General features: G+C 70.6%; 19 protein-coding genes and 1 pseudogene. 11 read left to right on the forward strand and 9 right to left on the reverse strand.

The window, feature by feature from the left end; all coding sequences use genetic code 11:
- The first annotated feature begins 37 nt into the window (after positions 1-37).
- The 6 genes from G6R20_RS04200 to G6R20_RS04225 all read left to right on the forward strand — a co-directional run bounded on the left by G6R20_RS04200 (position 38) and on the right by G6R20_RS04225 (position 4,398).
- A complete protein-coding gene (locus tag G6R20_RS04200; protein ID WP_163375615.1) occupies positions 38-955 on the forward strand; it encodes an alpha/beta hydrolase in 918 nt (305 codons plus the stop codon).
- Between the two features lie 181 nt (positions 956-1,136).
- Positions 1,137-1,520 (forward strand): thioredoxin, encoded by a 384-nt coding sequence (trxA, locus tag G6R20_RS04205; protein WP_069388609.1) that lies wholly within the window; start codon positions 1,137-1,139, stop codon positions 1,518-1,520.
- A 159-nt stretch (positions 1,521-1,679) separates the two neighbouring features.
- A complete protein-coding gene (locus G6R20_RS04210; protein WP_163375616.1) occupies positions 1,680-2,801 on the forward strand; it encodes an NDMA-dependent alcohol dehydrogenase in 1,122 nt (373 codons plus the stop codon).
- Between the two features lie 209 nt (positions 2,802-3,010).
- Positions 3,011-3,271, forward strand: coding sequence for a metal-sensitive transcriptional regulator (locus G6R20_RS04215; RefSeq protein ID WP_007631132.1), 261 nt, complete (start codon positions 3,011-3,013; stop codon positions 3,269-3,271).
- 88 nt (positions 3,272-3,359) lie between these two features.
- Positions 3,360-3,746 (forward strand): DUF302 domain-containing protein, encoded by a 387-nt coding sequence (locus G6R20_RS04220; protein WP_163375617.1) that lies wholly within the window; start codon positions 3,360-3,362, stop codon positions 3,744-3,746.
- Between the two features lie 13 nt (positions 3,747-3,759).
- A complete protein-coding gene (locus G6R20_RS04225) occupies positions 3,760-4,398 on the forward strand; it encodes a DUF1707 domain-containing protein (RefSeq protein ID WP_163375618.1) in 639 nt (212 codons plus the stop codon).
- On the opposite strand, the gene G6R20_RS04230 is transcribed toward G6R20_RS04225, so the two are convergent.
- From G6R20_RS04230 to G6R20_RS04240, 3 genes are read right to left on the reverse strand one after another with little or no spacing between them, the layout of a single operon-like run.
- On the reverse strand, positions 4,395-4,910 hold the full coding sequence (locus G6R20_RS04230; RefSeq protein ID WP_163375619.1) for a dihydrofolate reductase: 516 nt from the start codon (positions 4,908-4,910) through the stop codon (positions 4,395-4,397). The two genes, G6R20_RS04225 and G6R20_RS04230, sit on opposite strands and share 4 nt — an antisense overlap.
- A 17-nt stretch (positions 4,911-4,927) precedes the next feature.
- Positions 4,928-5,728, reverse strand: a complete 801-nt coding sequence (locus G6R20_RS04235) for a thymidylate synthase (RefSeq protein WP_163375620.1) — start codon at positions 5,726-5,728, stop codon at positions 4,928-4,930.
- Between the two features lie 28 nt (positions 5,729-5,756).
- Complete coding sequence (locus tag G6R20_RS04240) at positions 5,757-6,506, reverse strand: 3'(2'),5'-bisphosphate nucleotidase CysQ (protein WP_163375621.1); 750 nt, start codon at positions 6,504-6,506, stop codon at positions 5,757-5,759.
- 66 nt (positions 6,507-6,572) lie between these two features.
- On the opposite strand from G6R20_RS04240, the gene G6R20_RS04245 reads away from it, so the two are divergent.
- From G6R20_RS04245 to G6R20_RS04260, 4 genes are all read left to right on the forward strand, one after another.
- Positions 6,573-11,336, forward strand: coding sequence for an ATP-dependent helicase (locus G6R20_RS04245; protein ID WP_163375622.1), 4,764 nt, complete (start codon positions 6,573-6,575; stop codon positions 11,334-11,336).
- Between the two features lie 94 nt (positions 11,337-11,430).
- Positions 11,431-12,342 (forward strand): cation diffusion facilitator family transporter, encoded by a 912-nt coding sequence (locus tag G6R20_RS04250; protein ID WP_163375623.1) that lies wholly within the window; start codon positions 11,431-11,433, stop codon positions 12,340-12,342.
- 3 nt (positions 12,343-12,345) lie between these two features.
- Complete coding sequence (locus G6R20_RS04255) at positions 12,346-13,221, forward strand: DNA-formamidopyrimidine glycosylase family protein (protein WP_069389275.1); 876 nt, start codon at positions 12,346-12,348, stop codon at positions 13,219-13,221.
- Positions 13,218-13,973: an SDR family oxidoreductase gene (locus G6R20_RS04260; protein WP_069389274.1), complete on the forward strand. Its 756-nt coding sequence runs from the start codon at positions 13,218-13,220 to the stop codon at positions 13,971-13,973. The genes G6R20_RS04255 and G6R20_RS04260 overlap by 4 nt, the downstream gene beginning before the upstream one ends.
- Before the next feature lie 68 nt (positions 13,974-14,041).
- Here the strand turns inward: G6R20_RS04260 and G6R20_RS04265 are convergent, their stop codons facing one another.
- Positions 14,042-15,778, reverse strand: a complete 1,737-nt coding sequence (locus tag G6R20_RS04265) for an HNH endonuclease signature motif containing protein (RefSeq protein ID WP_163375624.1) — start codon at positions 15,776-15,778, stop codon at positions 14,042-14,044.
- Positions 15,779-16,153: 375 nt separating this feature from the next.
- On the opposite strand from G6R20_RS04265, the gene G6R20_RS04270 reads away from it, so the two are divergent.
- Positions 16,154-16,672, forward strand: coding sequence for a hypothetical protein (locus G6R20_RS04270; RefSeq protein ID WP_163375625.1), 519 nt, complete (start codon positions 16,154-16,156; stop codon positions 16,670-16,672).
- 94 nt (positions 16,673-16,766) lie between these two features.
- Here the strand turns inward: G6R20_RS04270 and G6R20_RS04275 are convergent, their stop codons facing one another.
- From G6R20_RS04275 to G6R20_RS04290, 5 genes and pseudogenes are all read right to left on the reverse strand, one after another.
- Positions 16,767-17,153 carry an MmcQ/YjbR family DNA-binding protein gene (locus G6R20_RS04275; RefSeq protein WP_163375626.1) on the reverse strand — a complete coding sequence of 129 codons (387 nt, stop codon included), beginning with the start codon at positions 17,151-17,153 and terminating at the stop codon, positions 16,767-16,769.
- Positions 17,150-19,480 carry a GNAT family N-acetyltransferase gene (locus tag G6R20_RS04280; protein WP_240341256.1) on the reverse strand — a complete coding sequence of 777 codons (2,331 nt, stop codon included), beginning with the start codon at positions 19,478-19,480 and terminating at the stop codon, positions 17,150-17,152. The genes G6R20_RS04275 and G6R20_RS04280 overlap by 4 nt, the downstream gene beginning before the upstream one ends.
- A 25-nt stretch (positions 19,481-19,505) precedes the next feature.
- Positions 19,506-19,742, reverse strand: a pseudogene (locus G6R20_RS19100) (hypothetical protein); the annotation flags it as partial.
- Positions 19,739-21,130: a SidA/IucD/PvdA family monooxygenase gene (locus tag G6R20_RS04285; RefSeq protein ID WP_163375627.1), complete on the reverse strand. Its 1,392-nt coding sequence runs from the start codon at positions 21,128-21,130 to the stop codon at positions 19,739-19,741. The gene G6R20_RS04285 and the pseudogene G6R20_RS19100, both read right to left, overlap by 4 nt.
- Complete coding sequence (locus G6R20_RS04290) at positions 21,127-22,683, reverse strand: pyridoxal-dependent decarboxylase (protein ID WP_163375628.1); 1,557 nt, start codon at positions 22,681-22,683, stop codon at positions 21,127-21,129. Before G6R20_RS04290 ends, G6R20_RS04285 begins: the two co-directional genes overlap by 4 nt.
- Positions 22,684-22,858: the final 175 nt, after the last annotated feature.

Below are 22,858 nucleotides of genomic sequence, written 5' to 3' on the forward strand. Positions count from 1 at the left end.
CACCGATGGGGTGGGCGCCATCCCGGGAGGCCCGTACATGTCGAGTACCGAGACGATCTGCGAACCGCGGCAGTTCACGGTGGAACGCGACGGCGGTGTCACGCTGGTCGGCGAGGTGTGGGAGCCGGTGGATCCGGCGGGTGACTCACTCGACCCGGTCGAGGAGATCCTCATGCTGCACGGGGGTGCGCAGACCCGTCACGCGTGGAGCCGCGCCGCCCGCCGGCTGTCGGGGGAGGGGTACAGGGTCACCGCGATGGACGCCCGCGGTCACGGGGACAGCGACTGGGATCCGGAGGGTGACTACGACATCCACCGGCTGGCCGCGGACCTCGAGGCGATCGTCGCCGAGCGGTTCCCCTCCCGACGCCCGGTGATCGTCGGCGCGTCCCTCGGCGGGATGACCGCGATGCTCTCGCTGGGCACCGGCAAGGACGTCGCCCGTGCGCTCGTCCTGGTGGACGTCACCCCGAAGCTCGAAGCCAAGGGGGTCGAGCGGGTCGGGGAGTTCATGCGCTCCGGGTTCGACGGGTTCGCCAGTCTCGAGGAGGCCGCCGACGCGATCGCCGCCTACCAGCCGCAGCGCAAGCGGCCGCCGAATCCCGAGGGCCTGCGCAAGAACCTCCGGCTGCGAGAGGACGGACGGTGGCACTGGCACTGGGACCCCCGCTTCGCCGGCGGTGCCTCGGCCGTCAACGCGGAACTCGGCAACGCCTTTTTCGAGGACCTCGTCCCGCACATCACCCAGCCGACCCTGCTGATCCGGGGCTCGGCGTCGGACATCGTCAGTGACGAGTCGGTGCGACACCTGCGCGAGCTGCTCCCGCACGCGTACACCATGGAGGTGCCCGACGCCGGACACATGGTCGCGGGAGACGACAACGCGGTCTTCCTCGACCAGCTGGAGAAGTTCCTCGCCGAGGTCCTCGACTCGCCGCCCCGCCGGGAGGCGTGAGGTCCGGGGGGAGCGGGGAATAACCCGCCTCCGGCGACGTTGTCACTGACTACGCGCGGTATTCATACCCCCATAGGTATGGATTGTCGCGGAAGGTCGTCGCCGGCGCGGGCTGTCCGTAGGCTGGCGGCGTAACGAGACGGGACGAGAGTCGCCCCGTCCGCGCTAGGAGGGCATTCGTATGAGCACCGTCGACATCACGACCGCCGAGTTCGAGAAGACCGTCACCGAGAACGACATCGTCCTGGTGGACTTCTGGGCCGAGTGGTGTGGCCCGTGCAAGGCGTTCGGTCCGGTCTACGAGAAGGTCTCGGGCAAGAACCCCGAGCTGACCTTCGCCAAGGTGGACACCGACGCAGAGCAGCAGCTCGGAGCGATGCTGCAGATCCAATCCATCCCGACGCTCATGGCGTTCCGCGAGGGAATCGCGGTGTTCCGCCACTCGGGCGCCATCCCGGAGCAGGCGCTGGACGACCTGGTCGAGCAGATCAAGGGGCTCGACATGGACGAGGTCCGCAAGGCCGTCGAGGACGCGCAGGCGCAGCAGGGCGACGCGCAGCCCTGATCGGCGGGCCGGCCCACTGAACTGACGGGACGACGGCGGCGGCGAGGTCCCACCGGAACACGTTCCAGTAACCACCCCACAGGTTTCACCCATGGGGCTAACGTTGCTAGAACACGTTCCAGTGGCGGGCTTCACCCCGTCGCGCCCGGAGGGAGTTCAATGAAGACCAAGGCCGCCATCGCCCGAGAGCTCGGCAAGCCGTTCGAGATCGTCGAGGCCGAGCTCGACGGACCCAACTTCGGCGAGGTGCTCGTCAAGTGGAAGGTCGCCGGCCTCTGCCACTCGGACCTGCACATCACCAGCGGCGACCTGCCGGGTCGCCTGCCGATCGTCGGCGGCCACGAGGGTGCGGGCGTCGTCGAGGCGGTCGGTGACGGCGTCACCCACGTTCAGCCCGGCGACCACGTGGTGGGGTCGTTCATCCCCGCCTGTGGCAAGTGTTCGGCCTGCGCGCGCGGGATGACCAACCTCTGCGACGGTGGCCTCAACGGCACCATCGGTGAGATGGCCGACGGCCGCTACCCGTTCGCACTGGACAACGGCGAGACCGCCGGTGCCATGTGCACCCTGGGTACGTTCTCGCAGTACACCGTGGCCAACATGAACTCGGTGGTCAAGGTCCAGGACTGGATACCCTTCGAGGTCGCGGCCCTGGTGGGTTGTGGCGTCACCACCGGCTGGGGTTCCGCCGTCTACTCCGCCGACGTCCGGGCCGGCGACACCGTCGTCGTGTTCGGTATCGGTGGCATCGGCATCAACGCCATCCAGGGCGCCAAGCACGCGGGCGCCCGGTTCATCCTCGCCATCGACACCGACGAGTCCAAGCTGGCCAAGGCCAAGGAGTTCGGCGCCACCCACGTCTACACGGACGTCGAGGAGGCCAAGGCCGAGCTGCCGGGTCTGACCTGGGGCACGATGGCGGAGAAGGCCATCATCACCATCGGCGTGGCCGACGCGAAGGTCACCGCCGACGCGACCGACATGGTCGGCAAGCGCGGCGTCGTCGTACTCACCTCGATGGGTGGCCTCGACAACCAGTCGATCTCCCTGCCCGGCCTGTTCGTCTCGCAGTACGAGAAGGTCATCAAGGGCTCGCTCTTCGGCTCCGCCAACGCCTTCCACGACATCCCCAACATCCTGCGCCTGTGGGACGAGAAGCAGCTCAAGCTGGACGAGCTCATCACGCACCGCTTCACCCTCGACCAGGTCAACGAGGGCTACGAGATCATGGAGCGCGGCGGCGAGGGCATGGTCCGCGGGATCATCGTCCACGACGACTGACCGTCAGCTGGGCCGGACCGAACCGGCACTCGCGAAAATATACCCCCGCGGGTACACTGGAGGCATCCGGTGGACCCACGGGGGTCTCGCGTCAGTCCGCCTTCATCATTCGAGACCATCAGTGATCCACGAGAGGGACGACGATGTCAGAATCCGAGCGGGCAGTGTCCGACAAAGCTGTGTCCGACAAAGCTGTGTCCGCAAAAGCAGTGTCCGAGCCCAGGCAGCAGGTCCTCAACAGGTTGCGCCGCGCGCGCGGCCAGCTCAACGCGGTGATCGACATGGTCGAGCAGGAACGCTCGTGCAAGGAGATCGTCACCCAACTCGCGGCGGTGTCCAAGGCACTGGACCGTGCGGGGTTCAAGATCATCAGCGAGAACATCCAGGAGTGCATCACCCGCGACGGCGAGCCCGGCGCGGACGGGGTCGACCTGCCCGAGCTCGAGAAGCTGTTCCTCTCGCTCGCCTGACCACCGGTCGGCCCCGTGGCAGGCTGGGGGACGACACCGGAGACCAGATCCGACAAGAACAGAACCGACGACACCGGAGGTAGTCGACATGGACATCGGAATCGGCACGTTCACGGAGATGGAGTTCGACGAGGCGGTGGAGGCGACCCGGGCCGCGCTCGCCGACCGCGGGTTCGGGATCCTCCACGAGATCGACCTCACGGCCACCCTGAAGAACAAGATCGACAAGGACATCGAGCGTGTCCTCATCCTCGGCGCCTGCAATCCCGGGTTCGCGGGGAAGGCGTTCGACGTGAGCAAGGACGTCGCCCTGATGATCCCGTGCAATGTGGTGATCCGCGAGTCCGGCGGCGGCTGCGTGATCGAGGCCCAGAACCCGGATCTCCTCTCGCAGGTCGTCTCCGGTGGCCTGCAGGACCTCGCCGACGAACTGACCACCGACATGCGCTCGATGATGAAGGACCTCACGCGCTGAGTAACCTGGGGGCATGAGCCCGGAGCAGGACAACGACCCACGGACCCTGGCCCAGCGGCGCCTCGAGGCGATGGTGGGGCGAGGTGAGTTGTCGCTCGCCGAGTTCTCGGACCGAGCGGCCAAGATCTGGGCCGCGACCTGCCCCGCGGAACTCGAGGTGGCGCTGAGCGGTCTCCCCGCCGACCGGCCCGGCCCGGCACAGCACGCCCGACCGGCGCCGGTCGGCCCGGTGCATTCCGCGCCGCCGGCCACCCGTCCCGGCAGTGCGATCACCGTGGACGAGAGCCAGAAGAGGACCTCCGTCTTCGACACCCTCAAGCGCGAGGGCCGCTGGATGCTGCCGGACGACTACCGACTGACGTCGTGGCTGGGTGAGATCTACCTCGACGCCCGAGAGGCCGTCGTCGACCGCCCGCGCACCCACCTCCAACTGGATCTGTGGGGCGCCAACGCCAAGATCCTTCTCCCGCCCGGGGTCTCGGTGTCGATCACCGGCAACCGGACCATGAGCGAGCTGAAGATCGACGAGGGGCGCTACGACGTCCACGGCGGTCCCCACCTGGACATCGAGATCAACGGGTTCATGGCGGGCACGAAGATCAAGATCCTCGCCGCGGGGGAGAAGATCCCCAAGACCTGGAAGTGGTTCTAGGAGATTCTCCGGCGACGCCACACGGTGTGCCGGTGCCGCACCTCGTCGTCGTACCCCTCGACCCGACTCCGTGGATCGGTGATCCATTCGCCGACCTCGACCAATTCCCAGGCGTCGTCCAGTTCGGGCGCCAGCACGGTGCCCGGCGCCTCGGCGTCGATCTCGGTCACCAGACACTCGTCCGCGGCGGACAGCGCCGCGGCGTAGATCTGGCCGCCGCCCATCACCGCGGCCTCCGGGCCCGCGAGTTCCAGGGCGCGCTCCACGGACCCGGCGCGTTCCGCGCCGTCGGCCGACCAGTCGGCGTCCCGCGTGCACACGACGTTGCGACGGCCGGGCAGGGGGCGCAACCGCTCCGGGATCGAGTCCCACGTCGCGCGGCCCATCACCACGGGACGCCCGACGGTGGCCTGCTTGAAGAACGCGAGGTCCTCGGGGATGTGCCACGGCATGTCTCGGCCGTCACCGATCACCCCGCCGCGGGCCTGCGCCCACACCATCCGCACGGTCACCGCAGTCGTCCGCCGGATCAGACCGCGACCGGGGCCTTGATGCCCGGGTGGTGCTCGTAGCCGACGACCTCGAAATCCTCGAAGGTGTAGTCGAAGATCGACGGGGCGCGGTTCAGCCGCAGCTCGGGGTAGGGGTACGGCTCCCGCGAGAGCTGTGTGCGGACCTGCTCGACGTGGTTGTCGTAGATGTGACAGTCGCCGCCGGTCCAGATGAACTCACCCACTTCGAGACCCACCTGCTGCGCAATCATGTGGGTGAGCAGGGAATAGGAGGCGATGTTGAACGGCACGCCCAGGAAGAGGTCGGCGCTGCGCTGGTACAGCTGACAGCTGAGCTTGCCGTCGGCCACGTAGAACTGGAACAGCAGGTGGCAGGGCGGCAGGGCCATCTCCGACAACTCGCTGACGTTCCACGCGGAGACGATGTTGCGCCGCGAGTCCGGGTCGGTCCTCAGCAACTCCACCGCCGCGGCGATCTGGTCGATGTGAGCGCCGTCGGGGGTCGGCCACGAGCGCCACTGCACCCCGTAGACGGGCCCCAGCTCGCCGTCGGAGTCCGCCCACTCGTCCCAGATCGTCACACCGTTCTCGCGCAGCCACCCGATGTTCGAGTCGCCGCGCAGGAACCACAGCAGCTCGTAGGCCACTGACTTGAAGTGCACGCGCTTGGTGGTGATCAGCGGAAACCCCTGCGCGAGGTCGTAGCGCAGCTGGTGGCCGAACAGGCTGCGTGTGCCCGTGCCGGTGCGGTCCGCCTTGGGGGTGCCCTGCTCCAGGACCAACCGGAGCAGGTCCTCGTACGGGGTGGGGACGGTCATGGGGCTGAAGTCTACTCAAGCGGTCCGGTCACGCCGTCCAGACCGGGTGCCCCGCCGTGACGGCCAGCACCTTCTCCGTGAGGTCGGGGCGGCACACGAGGATGTCCGGGGAGTAGGTGTCCGACTTGTTGAACTCGAGGGGCGACCCGTCGATCCGGGAGGCGTGCAGGCCGGCGGCGAGCGCCACGCCGACGGGCGCCGCCTGGTCCCACTCGTTCTGCCCGCCGGCGTGGAGGTAGACGTCGGCGTCCCCGAGCAGGACGGAGAGCATCTTGGCGCCGGCCGACCCCATCGGCCGCACGTGCAGCCCGAGCTCGTCGGCGACCTCGTGGATCCCGGCGGGCGGGTTGTTTCGACTGATCACCATGGCCCCCGAACTCGGGCCGTCGACGTAGTCGACCTGGTCTGACCGGAACACCCGGCCCGCGTCGGGGAGTCCGACGGCGGCGACGGTGGGCCGGCCGTCGACGACGAGCGCGACGTGGACCGACCAGTCCGACCGGCCGGTGGAGAACTCCTTGGTGCCGTCGATCACGTCGATGATCCACACCCGTGACCTGGCGAGGCGGCTGCGATCGTCGGCGACCCCCTCCGAGAGGATCCCGTCGTCCGGTCGGTGCACGGCGAGTACCTCGCCGGTCCAGTCCTCGGCGACGTCGTTCGCCACACGCGCGAGCGAACGTCCGTGCAGCAGGCCGCCCGCGCGGGTGCCCCGGACGATGTCCCCGATGCCGGTGGCGAGGTGGGAAGCCAGGTCGTGGTCGTCGAGATCGCGCATGGGCACACTCTACGGAGCCACGTCCGTGTCACGGCGTGTGTCGTAGCCGTACGACATCATGTGTTCATGTCCGTCGCCCTGGACCGGTTCCACCCGGCCACCGCCTCCTGGTTCCGTGGTGCGTTCGGCGCGCCCACCGCCGCGCAGTCCGGTGCGTGGGCGGCCCTCGCCGGGGGCGCCCACACCCTGGTCGTCGCACCGACGGGCTCGGGCAAGACGCTGTCGGCGTTCCTCGCCGCGCTCGACGGACTGCTCCTGGGCCCGGCCGAACCCGACCCGGGCAGTGCGGCCGGGAGTGCCCGCGCGTCCGGCCCCGGCACCCGTGTCCTCTACATCTCCCCCCTCAAGGCGCTGGCCGTGGACGTCGAGCGCAACCTCCGGGCTCCGCTGGCGGGGATCGCCCGGGAGGCCGCGGCGCTGGGCACGGAGACGCCGGAGGTGACCGTGGGGATCCGGACCGGTGACACCCCGCCGGACGAGCGACGCCGCCAGCGGGCCAGGCCACCGCACATCCTGGTCACCACGCCCGAGTCGCTGTTCCTGCTCCTGACCTCGGCCGCCCGCGAGACCCTGACGGACGTGGACACGGTCATCATCGACGAGATCCACGCGGTCGCCGGCAGCAAACGCGGGGCGCACCTCGCGCTGAGCCTCGAGCGTCTGGACGAGCTGCTCGACGCGCCCGCGCAGCGGGTGGGGTTGTCGGCGACGGTCCGGCCGCACTCCGAGGTGGCCCGCTTCCTGGCGGGTGAGCGCCCGGTCACCGTGGTGGCGCCGCGGTCGGACAAGAGCTTCGAGCTGTCCGTGCGGGTCCCGGTGGAGGACATGACCGACCTGTCCTCGGCCGCCCCGGATGTCTCCGCGCCACCGGGCACGCCGGGGCAGGGATCGATCTGGCCACACGTCGAGCGGCAGTTGGTGGACCTGGTCACCGCGCACCGCTCGACGATCGTCTTCGTCAACTCCCGTCGCCTGGCCGAACGGCTCACCGCCCGACTCAACGAGATCTACGCGGAGGGCACCGACCCCGGGTCGCTGCCCGAACCCCCGGCCCGGCCGCCCGCGCAGGTGATGGTGCCCTCGGAGGTCACGCGGGGCGCACCGCCGGAATTGGCGATGGCGCACCACGGGTCGGTGTCCAAGGAGCGCCGGGCGCTCATCGAGGACGCGTTGAAGTCGGGCCGGCTCCGGGCGGTGGTGGCCACCTCGTCCCTCGAGTTGGGCATCGACATGGGGTCGGTGGACCTGGTGGTGCAGGTCGAGTCACCGCCGTCGGTGGCGTCGGGGCTGCAGCGCGTCGGCCGTGCCGGTCACCAGGTCGGTGAGGTCTCCCGGGCGGTGGTGTTCCCCAAGCATCGTGCGGACCTGGTCCACAGCGCCGTGACCGTCGAGCGCATGCTCGCCGGTGCGATCGAGGAGTTGTCGGTCGTCGGCAACCCCCTCGACGTCCTGGCCCAGCAGACGGTGGCGGCGTGTGCGCTGGAGTCGATCGACGTGGAGGAGTGGTTCTCGGCCGTCCGGCGCACCGCTCCCTACCAGGGGCTGCCGCGGTCGGCGTTCGAGGCCACGCTGGACATGCTCGCCGGCAAGTACCCCTCGGCCGACTTCGCGGAACTGCGTCCGCGCCTGGTCTGGGACCGCGACGCGGGGACGCTCACCGGCCGCCCCGGCGCCCAGCGGCTGGCCGTCACCTCGGGCGGCACGATCCCGGACCGAGGACTGTTCGGCGTGTTCATGGTGGGGGAGAAGGCCACCCGCGTCGGGGAGCTGGACGAGGAGATGGTCTACGAGTCCCGCGTCGGTGACGTGTTCGCGCTCGGGGCCTCGAGCTGGCGCGTCGAGGAGATCACCCACGACCGGGTGCTGGTCACCCCCGCGCCCGGCGGCACCGGTCGGCTGCCGTTCTGGCTCGGTGACGACCAGGGTCGGCCCGCCGAGCTCGGCCGCGCGCTGGGCGGTTTCCTGCGGGAGGTCGGGGGCGGCACGGACGCGGAGGCCACCGCCCGGCTGGACGCCGCCGGCCTGGACGCCAACGCCGCGACCAATCTCCGGCGCTTCCTGACCGAACAGCGCGAGGCCACCGGTCATGTACCCAGTGACACCACGCTCGTCGTGGAGCGTTTCCGTGACGAGGTCGGCGACTGGCGGGTGGTGCTCCACTCGCCGTTCGGGGCGCGGGTGCACTGGCCGTGGGCGGAGGCCGTGCGCGCCCGGCTCGCCGCCGCGCACGGATTCGACGCGGTGCCGGTGGTGTCCGACGACGGCATCATCCTCCGGGTACCGGACATGGGCGACGACGGCGAGGTGAGCGCACGCCCGGGAGCCGAGACGTTCGCCATCGGGGCCGAGGAGGCGGTGGACCTGGTCACCCGGCACGTTGGCGGGTCCGCACTGTTCGCCTCCCGCTTCCGTGAGTGTTCCGCGCGCGCCCTGCTGTTCCCTCGGCTCGACCCCGGCCGGCGGGCGCCATTGTGGCAGCAGCGGCAGAAGTCGGCGCAGTTGCTCGACGTCGCGCGCCGCTACCCGGACTTCCCGATGATCCTCGAGGCGGTGCGCGAGTGTCTGCAGGACGTCTACGACGTCCCCGCGCTCGAGCGGATCCTGACCGAGATCGAGTCGCGGACCGTGCGGATCGTCGAGGTGGACACACCCAGTGCCTCGCCGTTCGCGCAGTCGCTGCTGTTCGACTACGTCGGGGCATTCCTCTACGAGGGCGACTCCCCGTTGGCGGAGAAACGGGCGGCGGCGCTTGCGATCGACCCGTCGCTGCTCGGGCAGCTCCTCGGTCGCGTCGAGTTGCGCGAGCTGCTCGACATCGAGGTCCTGGACTCGATCGAACGGCGGCTGCAGCACCTCGAGCCCGATCGCGCGGCCCGAGACGCCGAGGCCGTGGTCGATCTCCTGCGGCTTCTCGGCCCGCTCACGGTGGAGGAGGTCGCGGACCGGTCCGCCGACCCCGACGCCGCCCCCGCCTGGCTCGCGTCCCTGGCCGAGGCGTGGCGCGTGGTCACCGTCGAACATTCCGGCCGGACGTGGTGGGCCGGCGTCGAAGACGTGTCCCGGCTCCGCGATGGACTGGGTGTCCCTCCGCCGCCCGGGGTGCCGTCGGCGTTCCTCGGCGATGTCACCGACCCGCTCGGTGAGCTCATCAGGCGCTATGCGCGTACCCACGGCCCGTTCACCGTCGACGCGGTCGCCGAGCGTTTCGGGCTCGGGGTGGCCGTCGCCCGCGGCGTTCTCGATCGACTCACGTCCTCCGGGGTGCTGATGGCCGGCGAGTTCCGTCCGGGCGCGACGGGCCCCGAGTGGTGCGACGCCGAGGTCCTACGGCACATCCGTCGCCGCTCGCTGGCCGCACTGCGCTCGCAGATCGAGCCGGTCTCGCACTCCGCGCTGGGTCGCTTCCTGCCCGGCTGGCAGAGCCTCGGCAGCGGAGCAGGTGCGGGCACAGCGGCCGGCGCCGAGTCAGGCGCCGAGTCAGGCGTGGACGGGGTTCTCGCCGTGATCGAGCAACTCGACGGCCTCGCGCTGCCCGCCTCCGCTCTCGAACCGCTGATCCTGGCGCCCCGGGTGCGGGACTACTCGCCGACGATGCTCGACGAACTCCTGGCCGGGGGAGAGGTCATCTGGAGCGGGCGCGGTCGGGCGGGCTCACGCGACGGCTGGGTCTCCCTGCACCCGGCGGATTCGGCCGGTGCGACCCTGCCCCTCGATCGACCGCAGCCGGAGGGGCCGGTCCACCTCGCCGTCGTCGATTCCCTGCGCGGCGGCGCCCTGTTCTACCGCGACATCGTCGCCAAGGTGAAAGACGCGGCCGACACCGTGCCCACCGACACCGCGCCTACAGACCCCGTGCCCACCGACCCCGTGCCACCCATCACCGAGGCCGCGGTCCGCGACGCACTGTGGGACCTCGTGTGGGACGGGGTGGTCACCAATGACACCCTCGCGCCGCTGCGCGCGGTGTTGGCCGGCGGTGGTTCGTCGGGGTCGGGGACCGCGCACCGTTCGTCCCGGACCTTCGCCCGGCCCCGCCGTGCCCGGCTGGGCAGGACGACCATGGCCCAACTGAACGGCGCCGTCGCCGCGGGGACGAGGACGCCCCCCGTGCTCGCCGGCCGCTGGTCGCTGGTGCCGGAGCCGGTCACCGACGCGACGCTGCGTGCTCACGCCTGGGCCGAGACATTGCTACTGCGTCATGGTGTGGTCACCCGGGGCGCGGTGGAGGCCGAGGAGATCCCCGGCGGGTTCGCGGCCGTGTACAAGGTACTGGCGCAGATGGAGGACTCGGGCCGCTGTCGGCGCGGGTACTTCGTCGACGGCCTCGGAGCCGCCCAGTTCGCCGCCGGCAACACCATCGACCGGCTGCGGACGTTCGACGACACCGCGGACGACGCCCACTGGCCATCCGGTGCGGACGAGCCCGCCGTTCGGGTCCTCGCCGCGACCGACCCCGCCAACCCCTACGGGGCGGCTCTGCCCTGGCCCTCCGCACGCACGACCGGTGACGGGGCCGCGGGTGGCGAGGGCACGGGGAACGGGTCCGGACACCGCCCCGGTCGCAAGGCGGGAGCTCTGGTGGTGCTGGTCGACGGCGTGTGTGTGCTGTTCGTCGAACGCGGCGGGCGAACCGTGCTGGTCCTCGACGACCGCGCCGGTGCCGTCCCGGCCGCTGCGACGGCGCTCGCCGGAACCGTGAAGTCCGGCGCGGTCGGCGCGCTCACCGTCACCACCCTCGGTGGCGAGCCCGTCCACACCTCGTCCCATGCCGCGGCGTTCGAGGCCGCCGGTTTCGGCATCACTCCCAAGGGGCTGCGGATCCGCCGCTGAACGTCCGAATCTTGAGTTGGCCAAATCTTGAGTCGGCCGCGGCGAATAGTTAGAGTATGCGCATTAGTGCATGTGTTGGAAGGGGTGTTGTCGAATGGGTGCGGGCCATTCCCATGGTCGTCCCTCCGGCCACGCCGGTGGGCGATACCGGGCGCGCCTCGGGGGTGCGTTCGCCCTGACGGCGGCGTTCTTCGGGGTCGAACTGGTCGCCGGCCTGGTCTCCGGCTCCCTCGCCCTCCTCTCCGACGCCGGCCACATGGGCGCGGACGTGGTGGCACTTGGCGCGGCCCTCCTGGCCACGGTGGTCGCCACCAGGCCCGACGCATCAGGCCGCCGGACGTTCGGCCACTACCGCGTGGAGATCTTCGCCTCCGGCCTGGCGGTGCTCATCATGCTCGGCATGGGCGTGTACGTCCTGATCGAGGCGGTCGGTCGGCTCGGCTCCGACTCCTCCGTCGACGCCGGGACGATGCTCGTCGTCGGCGCGCTCGGGCTCGTGGTCAACGTCATCTCCCTGCTGTTGTTGCGCGGCGGGTCCGGCGAAAGCCTGGCAGTGCGTGGCGCGTACCTCGAGGTGCTCGCCGATGCGGCAGGCTCCGTCGGGGTGATCGTGGCGGCGCTGCTCATGCGGGCGACCGGGTCGACGGTGTGGGATCTGGTGGTCGCGGTGGCGATCGCCGTGTTCATCGTGGTGCGGGCGGTGGCGCTCGGACGGCAGGTGGTCGCCGTCCTCGCCCAGCACGCGCCCGCCGGCGTCGATCCGGTGGAGGTGGAGGCCCAGCTCGGAGCCCTGCGTGACGTCGAGGAGGTCCATGACCTGCACCTGTGGACACTGACCTCGGGAATGGACGTGGGTACCGTGCACCTGGTGGTCGACCCGGTCGCAGATCACTCAGAGGTGCTCGGCGAGGCTCGGCGCGTCCTCCTGGAAGAGCACGGGATCGAGCACGTGACGGTGCAGATCGAGACCGCCGGGGTCGTCGGTTGCCGCGAACTGGGGTGGTGAACCGTGCCCGAGGGTGATTCGGTGCACCGGGCTGCGGCGCGGGTCCGCGAGGCCCTCGCCGGCCGCACCCTGGACAGGAGCGAGCTCCGTGTACCGAGATTCGCCGCCGTCGATCTCGCGGGCAGGTCGGTGGTGACGGCCCGGTCCCGGGGGAAGCACCTCTTCGTCGTCGTCGGCCCCGACGATGAGGGCCGTGACCCCGTCACCCTCCACATCCACCTCAAGATGGAGGGCCGCATCCACGTCCTGCGTGCGGGGGACCGGTGGCGGTTCCCCGCGCACACCGTCCGGCTGCTCCTGCGTGCCGGTGACGTCGAGGTGGTGGGCACGGAACTCGGACTGCTCCGCGCACTGACCCCCGCCGAGGCCGACCGCGCCGTCAGCCACCTCGGGCCCGATCTCCTCAGCGCGGATTGGGACCCGGTGACGAGCACAGACGAGGTCGTGCGGAGGATCAGCGAGCGACCCACTCGTACGATCGGCGAGGCGTTGCTCGACCAGCGCAATCTGGCCGGGATCGGGACCGTCTACCGGGCGGAGCTGTGTTTCCTGCGCGGGGTGGACCCGCGGGATCCGGTCGAGGTCGTGCCGGACCTCCGTGCGATGGTCACACTGGCGCGGCGGATGCTGGTGGCCAACGCCGACCGCACAGTCCGGGTGACGACCGGCGACACCCGGCGCGGGCGCGAGCTGTGGGTGTACGGCCGCGACGGCAAGCCGTGCCGCCGGTGCGGGACCGAGGTGGAGACGTTCCGTCTCGGAGGACTCGCGGACCCGGACGAACCGAGCGACTCCCTGGATCGCATCGCCTACCGTTGCCCGTCCTGCCAGCCGCGTCGTGCCACACTGGGCGCATCGCCAACGGAGGAGAACTCGTGACCGACCGCAAAACGATTCTGATCACCGGTGCCAGCTCTGGCCTCGGGGAGGGAATGGCCCGCCGCTGGGCCGCGCAGGAGAAGAACCTCGCGCTGTGCGCGCGGCGCCTGGACCGCCTGGAGGAGCTCCGAGCCGAACTGCTGGCGGCGAATCCCTCGATCACGGTGGCGGTCCGCGAGCTCGATGTGGCTGACGGTGACGCGGTGGAGCGGGTGTTCGGCGAGCTGGACGCCGAGCTCGGCGGCATCGACCGGTTCGTACTCAACGCCGGGCTGGGCAAGGGCGCCTCGATCGGCACGGGGAAGGCACACGCCAACCGGGAGACCGCCATGGTGAACGTGGTGGGGACGCTGAACCAGGCCGAGGCGGCGATGGAGCGGCTCTTCACCCGGGGTGAGGGGCACCTGGTGTTCATCTCGTCGGTGAGTTCGTTGCGCGGCATGCCGAAGGCGCAGAACACCTACGGCGCGACCAAGGCGTTCGTCTCGGCCCTGGCGCAGGGTCTCTACGCCGAGCTGGACAGTGCGGGCAGCCGGATCAAGGTGACGGACATTCTCCCGGGGTATATCCGCACGGACATCAACCGGTCGGTGAAGACCGCGTTGATGACCGAGTTCGACGAGGGCGTCGACGCGCTGGTCAAGACGATCGACGCCGAGCCCACCCGCGCGCTGGTTCCCGCCAAGCCGTGGAAGGCGATCGGGCCGCTGCTCACGCTCCTGCCCGAGAAGATCAGCCGCCGCTTCGTCTGACCCACTGGTGGCCCCACCCGGGCGCCGACGAGGGCCGCGCCGTCATGCCCGGCGCGGCCCTCGTGGTGTCAGAAGGGTGGCGGGTCGATGAGTTCGTCGAGGCGTTCGTGGAGTAGGGCGCGGATGCCTTTTTCGATGTCGCTGTGGTGGGGCTTGTTGCGGGCCCACCAGCGGCTGGCGCTCTCAGGGGTGGCGCTGGCGGGGGTGGCTTTCTCGGGCGTGGCGTCCTCGGCCGCGGCGGCGCTGGAACCGGCGCCGCCTGTGCTCGTGCCGTTCCCGGTGCCCGTCCCCGTGCCGGGCGCGGGTGGGGTGGGGTCAAAGGTGCGGGCGCGTTCGGCGTTGCGGCGTTCGGTGCGGTGGCGGGCCGCGCGGCGCGACCAGAACGTCGGCTCCGCGTCGGCCTTCTCGTCACCGGTGGGCCCGGGGCTGCGGCGTTGCTGCCGGGTCCACGCCTCGGTCTCGGCGCGGGCCTGTTCACGCCGGTACTCGGCCAGTGGGCCGGAGGGTCGGGTGAGCATGGTCGAACCGTCCGGGGTGCGCACCAGCAGGGTGCCGTCGGGCTGCAGGTCGTAGATCCAGTCCGAGAAGGTCTTGAACCGGTGATGGCGCCGGCACATTGCGGCGAGGTTGCCCTCGATGGTGTGCCCGCCCCGCTGGGGGTCGGCCTGATCGAACGGCACCACATGATCCAGATCACAGGCCTCGGCCGGGATCGCACAGCCGGGGTGGCGACAGGTGCCATCGCGCAGCCGGATCCGGCGGGCCAACTGGGCACCGGGCCGGTATTTCAGGGCGGCGCGGGCGTCATCGGCGGCCCCGATGCGCGGATCGATGGGCTCGAAGGTGGCTCCGTCGCTGGTGGCGAGCATGTCGAGCAGGGCCTGCAGGGCGGCCTGGCCGGTGCGGGTGAACTCCACTCGGGCGCCGCCGGCGTCGCGGGCGGTGTTGCCGGTGGCGATGACGGTGACCTTCGGCCGCAACGCCACCCCGGCACCCGGCGCGCCGGGCCGGCCGGGGCGGGCCGGGGTGCCGGCTAGGCCGGGATCGCCGCACACCAGGGACATCAGGGCGTCGGCGCGACGCTCGGCGATCGAGTAATCCTCAACCTCATCAGCGCCAGTGCCGTGGCCAGTGGTCGCGCCGCCAGTCCCAGCGCCCGCGGTGTCGGTCTCGGCTTGGGTGTTGGCGGCGGCTTGGGCGTCGGCGTACTTGTGGTCTTTCACGCGCTGGTCGAGGGCCTCTGCCAGGACGGCTGCTTCCTCGGTGGCCAGGATCGCCGAGACACTGGACATGCCATCGACGCCCTTATGGAACCGCACCCCGCGGGTGCGGGCCGCTTCCTGACGGCGCAAGCGGATCCCGTTCGCGTCGTAGCGGGCGATGATCGCATCGACGTTGCCGCGGATGGCTTTCTCACCAAGGCGCACCCCGCCCTCGATCGCGGCGAGATACTCCTCGACGACCTGCCGCTGCACCGCCTCGAGCACATCGACGTGGACGGTGGCCATCTGCGAGGCCAGGATATTCGCAGCCTGCAGATCCAGCCGCCCCTGCGCCATCGCGGACAGGATCGCCGGATACCGCAGGTGCAGATCGAGGGCGAAGGTGATCATCCGTTCGGCCCGGCCCGTCGAGATCGCCATCGCCGACACCACGTACCCGGCCGCGACATCGATCGGATCGAGYACCGCATGACCGGGCCGACACTCACCGCCGCCCGCCCCGGACTCCTCCCGACGCTGGCATTCGACAAACAACTCGTAACAGGCCACGAACCGGCGCGCCGCCGCACGATTCTCGCCCATCCACCCCTCCCGCGCCGCCGCCCGCAACCCCGACAGCGACACGGGCGCCGCGGAACCGGCGCCGCCACCAAACGAGGGCGAGCCACCAGACGAGGGCGAGCCACCAGACGAGGGCGAGCCACCAAACGGGGACGGGCCACCGGCCGCGGCGTCTGCGTTTCCGCCCATGTGCTCCACCCCCTGACCGTCCGGCTACCTGGTATCGAATCTGTGTTCTATGATACGCACACGCATTCGAACAAGCAAGGGTTTTTTCCGCTTCTGGCCTATCCATTGAATTGCAATCACCGATCGCCCATTTCAGCGAAATGTATGATCCACTCTTCTTGATTGCTTGGGGTGGATGCCCCGTAGACCCAAACTCGGAGGCGTTCCATGACCAAGACCATCACCTGTGCCGGAGCCGTGGCCGCCGCGCTCCTCGTCTTCTCTACGGGGGCCGCCGCCGCCCAGACTTCGGAAGCCACCGGCTCCGACTCCCTCCCGGGAGCATCGGAGACCGAGGGGGGCTATCTCGGCGAGGCTGGCGAGCTGCTGCCCGGTTCCGTTACAGGTTCTCTGCCCGGTTACGCCTCCGGACCGCTGGGTTCCACCGCCACCCTCGTGTGCAATCTCGGTTCGGCGGCCGGCGCTGCCGCCAACCTGATGGGCGTGCCGTTGCAGGTTCCGGTGGGAGTCATCTGCATGGTCCTCAACCCGGTCGCCGAGTCGGCGGATGCGCTGCTCGAGGGAGACGTCCAGGGTTCCGTCGGCGCGGTGGTGTCCGGCGTGCCGCTGGTCGGCGCGTCGCTCGAGGATCAGATTGACACCGGGTCCGCCACAGAGTCGGTGGAGGGGTCCGTGGGTGATCGACTGGGTTCTGTCTCCGAGGCCGCGCTGACTCCGGAGAACTGAGGCGGCTTCCGCGCCCCGCGCCCCGCGCCCGGACTCCAACCCCAAGGCCCTGGCTAAGGGGCGGGGTCGATCCGGGTGGTGGGCGTCGGCCTACCTAACGCTGCTGGCGCCCGAAGGCGTGCGGTTCGACGGGCTGCTGCGCCAGGGGTAGGCCCGACACCACGAGTCGGTAGGACTCGGTGACCAGCTCGGAAACCATGTCCGCGGTCAGCGTGCCGCCGGGGTGCAGCGAGATCCAATGCCGCTTGTTCATGTGGTACCCGGGCGTGATGTCGGCGTGCGCATCGCGCAGGGCCATTGAGTCCGACGGCAGTGCCTTGAGGATCACCTGACCCTCGCCGTTGACGACCGCGTGGAACATGAACATCTTCCCGCGGACCTTGAACACATCGAAGTCCGGCCCGAACGGGAACTCCAGAGTCGACGCGGGCAGTTCGCGGGCGCGCATCGCCGCGCACTTCTGGAGTTCCCGTCCGTTCATGCCGTCGACGCTACCGTCGCCGGCTCTGCGCCCGGGCGAGGGGGACGCTGCGGTTCGCCCGGCGTGTCGTCGTCCCGGACCAGCCGGGAGACGAGCGGGTTGGCGAGCGTCCCCGCGAACTGCAATGACCCGGCCTGATCGGTCAGGTCGACCATCTGCCGCGTATTACGCAACTGCAGGCGGTTGAGACACGAGTGCTTGAACCGCGGAGCGAACAGCGCCTCCCAGGTGGGACGGTGCACCTCGCCGTCGTGCACCCGGCCGTCGTAGTCCCCGCCGTCGTGGTCCTCGCCGTTGTGCCCCTCGCCGCCGCGACCCTCGCCGCCGCGGCCGCCGCCGGGAGCCAGGGTCTCCAGGCACTGCCGCGTCTCGTCCCAGAACTGATCCGCCTCGAGCACCCCGGCGACGTCGAGGATCGAGGCGAGGTGGCGCAGCACCCCGTCCATGACGTCGGTGTGGACGCTCAGTGCGGCTGTCTCCGCGTCCACCACGTGGCGGATCCGCTCGAGCCCAGAGGGCAGAGGCCGGTCACGCACCACGGCGACCTCCTCGCCGATGTCCTTGAACAGCGCCCGGCGCACGGTGTGGTCGGGGCCCATCACCACGATCACGTTCTCACCGTGCGGCATGAAGACCAGCCCGTGCACGAGCAGGCACCTCGCGACGGGCAGCACGTAGGCGTCGAGCAGCGCCCGGAGCCAGGTGCGGGCGTCCAGGCCCGACCGCTCGAGGTGCTCGACGGCGAGGGACCGCCCGTGCAGGTCCACGTGCAGCATCGAGGCCAGCGTGACGGCACGTTCTCCGGGGGCCAGCCGCGAAACGGGGCTCTCGCGCCACAGGGCCGCGATCATCTTGGTGTGCGGCCCCTCGTCCGAGATCCCGGCCGCGGCCGCCCGGTGGTAGGCGTCGCCGGTGTAGCCCACGGCGGCGACCTCCCGCAGGATCTGGAAATCCAGCGCGCGCAACACCGGATCCGAGGCGACGACCCCGGCCACCCAGTCGTTGACGGCCGGGGTGTCGCGCATGTACTTCGGCGACAGGCCGCGGGTGAACCCCATGTTCTGCACGGCGAGGGCGGTCTTGACGTAGCCGCGCTCGGGGTGGGTCACGTCGAAGAAGGTGCGGACGGACTGCTGTGGCCGGTACTCGCTGTCGGATTCGCCCAGGTGGACCAGGTCGTGGCGCGCGAGATCGGGGGCGAACGCCACCGCGACCTCGTGCTGCCACTGCCAGGGGTGTACGGGCAGGAGGCGGTAGTCGGCGGGGTCGAGGCCCAGTGAGCGCAGCCGGTCATCGCACCGTACGAGCGCCTCGGTGCCGAACTCGCGCGCGTAGTGGTCGCGCTCGTCGAGGCCCGTGACGGTGGCCAGGTGGCTCAGGCCGCGGCGGGCTGCCAGCCACACCAGCCGGACGGTCGACGGGGCTTCGGGCGTGTAACGGTGACGGTCGGACAGACCCAGGCCCACGCGGCCGTTGTTGGCGACGAACCCGGGATGACCCTCGGTCATCGCGCCCTCGACCTCCTGCAGGCCCGCCTCCGCCAGCTGTTGTGCGGGGCGATCGCGGTGATGCAGGCAGAACGCCGCCGAGCCGAGCGTGGCCGCGATCTCCTCCAGGTAGATGCCCACGAGCGACCCGGGGATCCCCAGGTGCGGCGCGAGGGTGAGGATCAGCTCCTGCGCGTCCGGCTCGGCCGGGACACCGTCGACCTCGCGGCGCAGCGAGGCCTCGTCGATTGCCCAGTGCTCCAACGGCAGCACCCGCGCGCGGAACGTCCACCGTTCGCCGCCGGCGCGCACTTCGTAGGTGTCCGGGCCGACGCCGGTGTGAGTGGAGCGGGTGGGCGCGAGGAGCCGCTCGTGGGAGAACTCGGCCAGCGCCTTGGCGCAGAGGTGGCGGTGCGCGCGGCGCATGGCGTGACCGGTGAGGTGGGCGTGGGGTGGCGGTGTGACCGGGGGTGACGACGACGAGACCGGCGTCGCCGTCCGGCCGATCTCCGACTCGCGGAACGCCTCGGCACTACAGATGGAGAGCAGCGCCGTCTTGTCGGGCAGGTCGACGGGGCCGTCCTCGCGGAAGCCGGCGCGGGCGTTGAGCCGGTGCACGGCGGTGTTCCGGATGTCGGGCTCCACCACCACCCGGCGGGCCGGGGCGCCGAACAGCGGCACCTCGAACGCGGTCGAGCAGATGGCCCCCATCACGGCCGCGGACGTGCCGGGGACCGGCGTGCGGGTGGGCGCGACGAGCAGGTGCATCCCGAGGTCGCCCGGCTCGTGCGGGTACCGGCCGTCGAGTTTCGACGACGGCAGGGTCGTAGAACACGGCAAGGCCCACACGTAGACCGTCGATGCGCACCATGTGCACCGACCGGTGCGGGCTCGCCGACCAGTCGGTGAGGAACTCCTCGACCTGCGCCGGGGTGGTACCCCGCATACCCCAGTAGGCGGAACCGGGATGGTCGAGCCATGCGTGCAGGGTGCGGACGGTGTCGTGGTCGAGGGCCAGTGGTTCCAGGGTGACCAACCCGGCGGGTGTGTGGACGGTGCCGGTGTGGACGGTGCTGGTGTGGGTGGGGGCGGTGGTGTTCATCGTGCCTCCTGGTGCCGGGCGGTCGGGGCGCCGAACTGCTGGAACGCGATCGACGACTCGATCGGGTAGACCTCGCGGCCGCAGATCCCGCGCAGGATGATGCTGTTGCGCATCGCTCCCATGCCCAGGTCCGGGGCGGTGAGCCCGTGGGTGTGTTCCTCCGCGTTCTGGACATGGATGAAGGAGTGTGCGCGGTCGACGGTGTGATCACGGGCCACCCGGTAGCGCCCGCGGCCGTCCCTGTCGATCTCCTCGGCGATCCCGTCGAGGAACCGCGGCGGCGTGGGGGAGTAGCCCGTCGCGAGGACGAGTCCCTCCGTGTGATGGGTCCACTGCCTGCCGGTGTCGGTGCAGTGCAGGTCCAGGCGCAGGGCAGCGCCGGAGGCGGTGGCGGGGCCGGTGCCGGTGGCGGGGTCGGCCTCCCGGCGGGCACCGTCGAGGGCCGTGGCGGCGGCCAGCAGCCCGGTGTCCAGGCCCTGGACCGAACGGCGGTAGAGCAGATCATGGATCTGGTTGATCAACTCGGCGTCGATGCCCTTGTACAACGAACGCTGCTCGCGCAGCATCCGGTCGCGCTGGTCCGGGGGCAGGTCGTGGAAATGGTCGATGTACTCGGGCGAGGTCATCTCGAGTGTGAGCTTGGTGTACTCCATCGGGAAGAACCGCGGCGAGCGCGTCAGCCAGTCGACGCGCGGCCCGTCGCCGGCGGCGGCGGAGAGCAGGTCGTGGTAGATCTCCGCGGCCGATTGGCCACTGCCCACCACGGTCACCGACCCCAGCGAGAGCAGGTCCTCCCGCCGGTGCAGGTAGTCGGAGGCGTGGAGAGCCACCGTGCCGCCACCGTCGAGCAGTCCCGTGTCGATCGGCGACCACGGGGTCGTGCCGATCCCCAGCACCAGGTGGCGGGCGCGATAGGTCTCGGTGCCCTCGCGGGTGAGGGCGGTGACACGGTAGACGGGGGCCTCGTCGTCGTCGCCCGGTCCCTCTCGTCCCTGGTCTTCCCGTCGGACGTCGACCACCTCCCGCCCCCAGCGCAGGCCGCGCACCCGCTCGGCAGCCCACCGGCAGTAGGCGTCGTATTCGGCGCGCAGCGGCTGGAAATTCTCACGGATGTAGAACGGGTACAGACGCCCGACCTGCTTGAGGTAGGCGAGGAACGAATACGGCGAGGTCGGGTCCGCCAACGTGACCAGGTCGGCGAGGAACGGCACCTGGATGGTCGCGTCGTCGAACATGAGTCCGTGGTGCCAGGCGAAACCGTCGCGGGAATCGAGGAACACCGCGTCCAGACCCAGCGGCTCGGCCAGGCACGCCAGGCCCAGGTTGAACGGGCCGATACCGACGCCGAGCAGGTCGTGCACACGGGAGGAGCCCAGGTCAGTGCTCACGTCAGCACCCCCGCGGTCGTGGCCTCGCGTATCCCCTCGGCGAGGTAGCGAGCGGCGTCGCGGACGTCCGTCAGCACGACGGCCACGTCCTCGTCTTCGAGGTTCGGATCGAGGACCGTCAGCTTGAGACAGGGCCGGCCGTCCACGACCGTCGACGCGACGAGCGAGCGCCCCTCCGCGAACAGCGCGTCGCGGACGGGGCGCACGAGGGCGTCGGCCTCGTCGTCAGTGAGTGCGCTGTCGGTGACGGGACGGTCGGGCGCGGTCACCGCGGGCCGGGGCCGGAAGAGCACCGTCGACAGGGCGGGGCGCCGCACCAACTCGAATTCCGGGTCGGCCTCGATCGTCCGGCCGATCCGGGCGGCCACGTCGATCGCCTCGTCGAGCAGACGGCCGATTCCGTCAGCGCCCAGCACGCGGAGCGTCATCCACAGTTTGAGGGCGTCGAAACGGCGGGTGGTCTGCAGGGACTTGTCCACGGCGTGGTCGTCGCCGTCGGTGGGGTTGAGGTAGTCGGCGCTCACGGTGGAGTGGCGGAAGCCCGAACCGTCGCGCAGCAGCAGCGCCGAGGCGGCCACCGGCAGGAAGAACGTCTTGTGGAAGTCCACGGTCACCGAGTCGGCGAGCTCGATCCCGTCGAGCAGGCCCCGGCGCGTCGGGGAGACCAGGAGCCCGCCGCCGTACGCGGCGTCCACGTGTAGCCAGACGTCGTGGTCGCGACAGACCCCACCGACCGCCCGCAGCGGGTCGATCGCGCCGTGGTCGGTCGTGCCGGCCAGCGCGACGACGGCCGCGACCTCGTCCCCGGCGTCGGCCAGCGCGGACAGGGTGCGGTCCAGGGTCGCGGGGTCCATCCGGTCGCCGTCTCCGGGCAGGGTGATGACCGCATCCGGCGAGAGTCCCAGCAGGCGGGCCGCCTTGACCACGCTGAGGTGGGCGTGTTCGCCGGTGACGATGCGCAGGCGGGTCAGTCGGGCGCCGCGGTCCGTGTCCCGCTCCGCCCCCCGGCGCCCGGGGCCGTGTCGGGAGAGGCGGTCCTCGCGGGCGGTGAACAGGCCCTGCAGGTTGGAGGCGGTACCGCCGGTGGTGAAGACGCCGTCCGGGCGGTGGGTGGCGTCGAGATCACTGGCGTCGAAAGCAATGGCGTTGAGATCACTGGCGTCGAAACCGATGAGCCCGGTGACCCAGTCGATGAGCCTCTGTTCGATCAGACACGCCGACGCTCCCTGGTCCCAGGTCTCCACAGCCGTATTGACCGATGTCGCGAGTGCCTCGGCGGCGACCGCCGGGATGGTGATCGGGCAGTTGAGGTGGGCGAGGTAGCGCGGGTGGTGGTAGCCGACGGCGTGGTCGAGGTAGAGCTCCCGGACCTCCTCGAGTGCCCTGTCCAGCGTGCCCAGCGGTGCGGCGAGATCGACGGCGGCGGTCTGCGCTTCCAACGTCGAGGGCGACGCGGACGAGCGCGGCGTGGTCCGACCGTCGAGATACCGGCTCACCTCGGCGGTCGCGGCAGCCAGGGCGGCGGCGTGGGCCTCCCGGTTCCGGCTGCTCAACAATGGATCGTTCACGGGTACTCCGACCTACTCGGGGACAGTGGCGCGACCGAACGCTATGCAGGGTAGGCTTGCCTAAACAACAGCAGAGTGACATGAATCACGTTGCGGGACAGGTGAAGTGGAAATCTTTGACGTAGCTGTTGCGTTGAGGGTCCGGCTCCCGCTACGGTGA

Source organism: Dietzia sp. Alg238-R159 (assembly GCF_900537145.1).
Lineage (GTDB): Bacteria > Actinomycetota > Actinomycetes > Mycobacteriales > Mycobacteriaceae > Dietzia > Dietzia kunjamensis.

Bases quoted from the DNA above. Each gene is read 5' to 3' on its own strand.
- G6R20_RS04225 (WP_163375618.1), top strand. From the start codon at position 3,760: ATGAGCCCGGAGCAGGACAACGACCCACGGACCCTGGCCCAGCGGCGC.
- G6R20_RS04275 (WP_163375626.1), bottom strand. From the start codon at position 17,153: ATGAACGGACGGGAACTCCAGAAGTGCGCGGCGATGCGCGCCCGCGAA.
- G6R20_RS04210 (WP_163375616.1), top strand. From the start codon at position 1,680: ATGAAGACCAAGGCCGCCATCGCCCGAGAGCTCGGCAAGCCGTTCGAG.
- G6R20_RS04220 (WP_163375617.1), top strand. From the start codon at position 3,360: ATGGACATCGGAATCGGCACGTTCACGGAGATGGAGTTCGACGAGGCG.
- G6R20_RS04240 (WP_163375621.1), bottom strand. From the start codon at position 6,506: ATGCGCGATCTCGACGACCACGACCTGGCTTCCCACCTCGCCACCGGC.
- G6R20_RS04235 (WP_163375620.1), bottom strand. From the start codon at position 5,728: ATGACCGTCCCCACCCCGTACGAGGACCTGCTCCGGTTGGTCCTGGAG.
- G6R20_RS04250 (WP_163375623.1), top strand. From the start codon at position 11,431: ATGGGTGCGGGCCATTCCCATGGTCGTCCCTCCGGCCACGCCGGTGGG.
- G6R20_RS04200 (WP_163375615.1), top strand. From the start codon at position 38: ATGTCGAGTACCGAGACGATCTGCGAACCGCGGCAGTTCACGGTGGAA.
- trxA (WP_069388609.1), top strand. From the start codon at position 1,137: ATGAGCACCGTCGACATCACGACCGCCGAGTTCGAGAAGACCGTCACC.
- G6R20_RS04270 (WP_163375625.1), top strand. From the start codon at position 16,154: ATGACCAAGACCATCACCTGTGCCGGAGCCGTGGCCGCCGCGCTCCTC.
- G6R20_RS04245 (WP_163375622.1), top strand. From the start codon at position 6,573: ATGTCCGTCGCCCTGGACCGGTTCCACCCGGCCACCGCCTCCTGGTTC.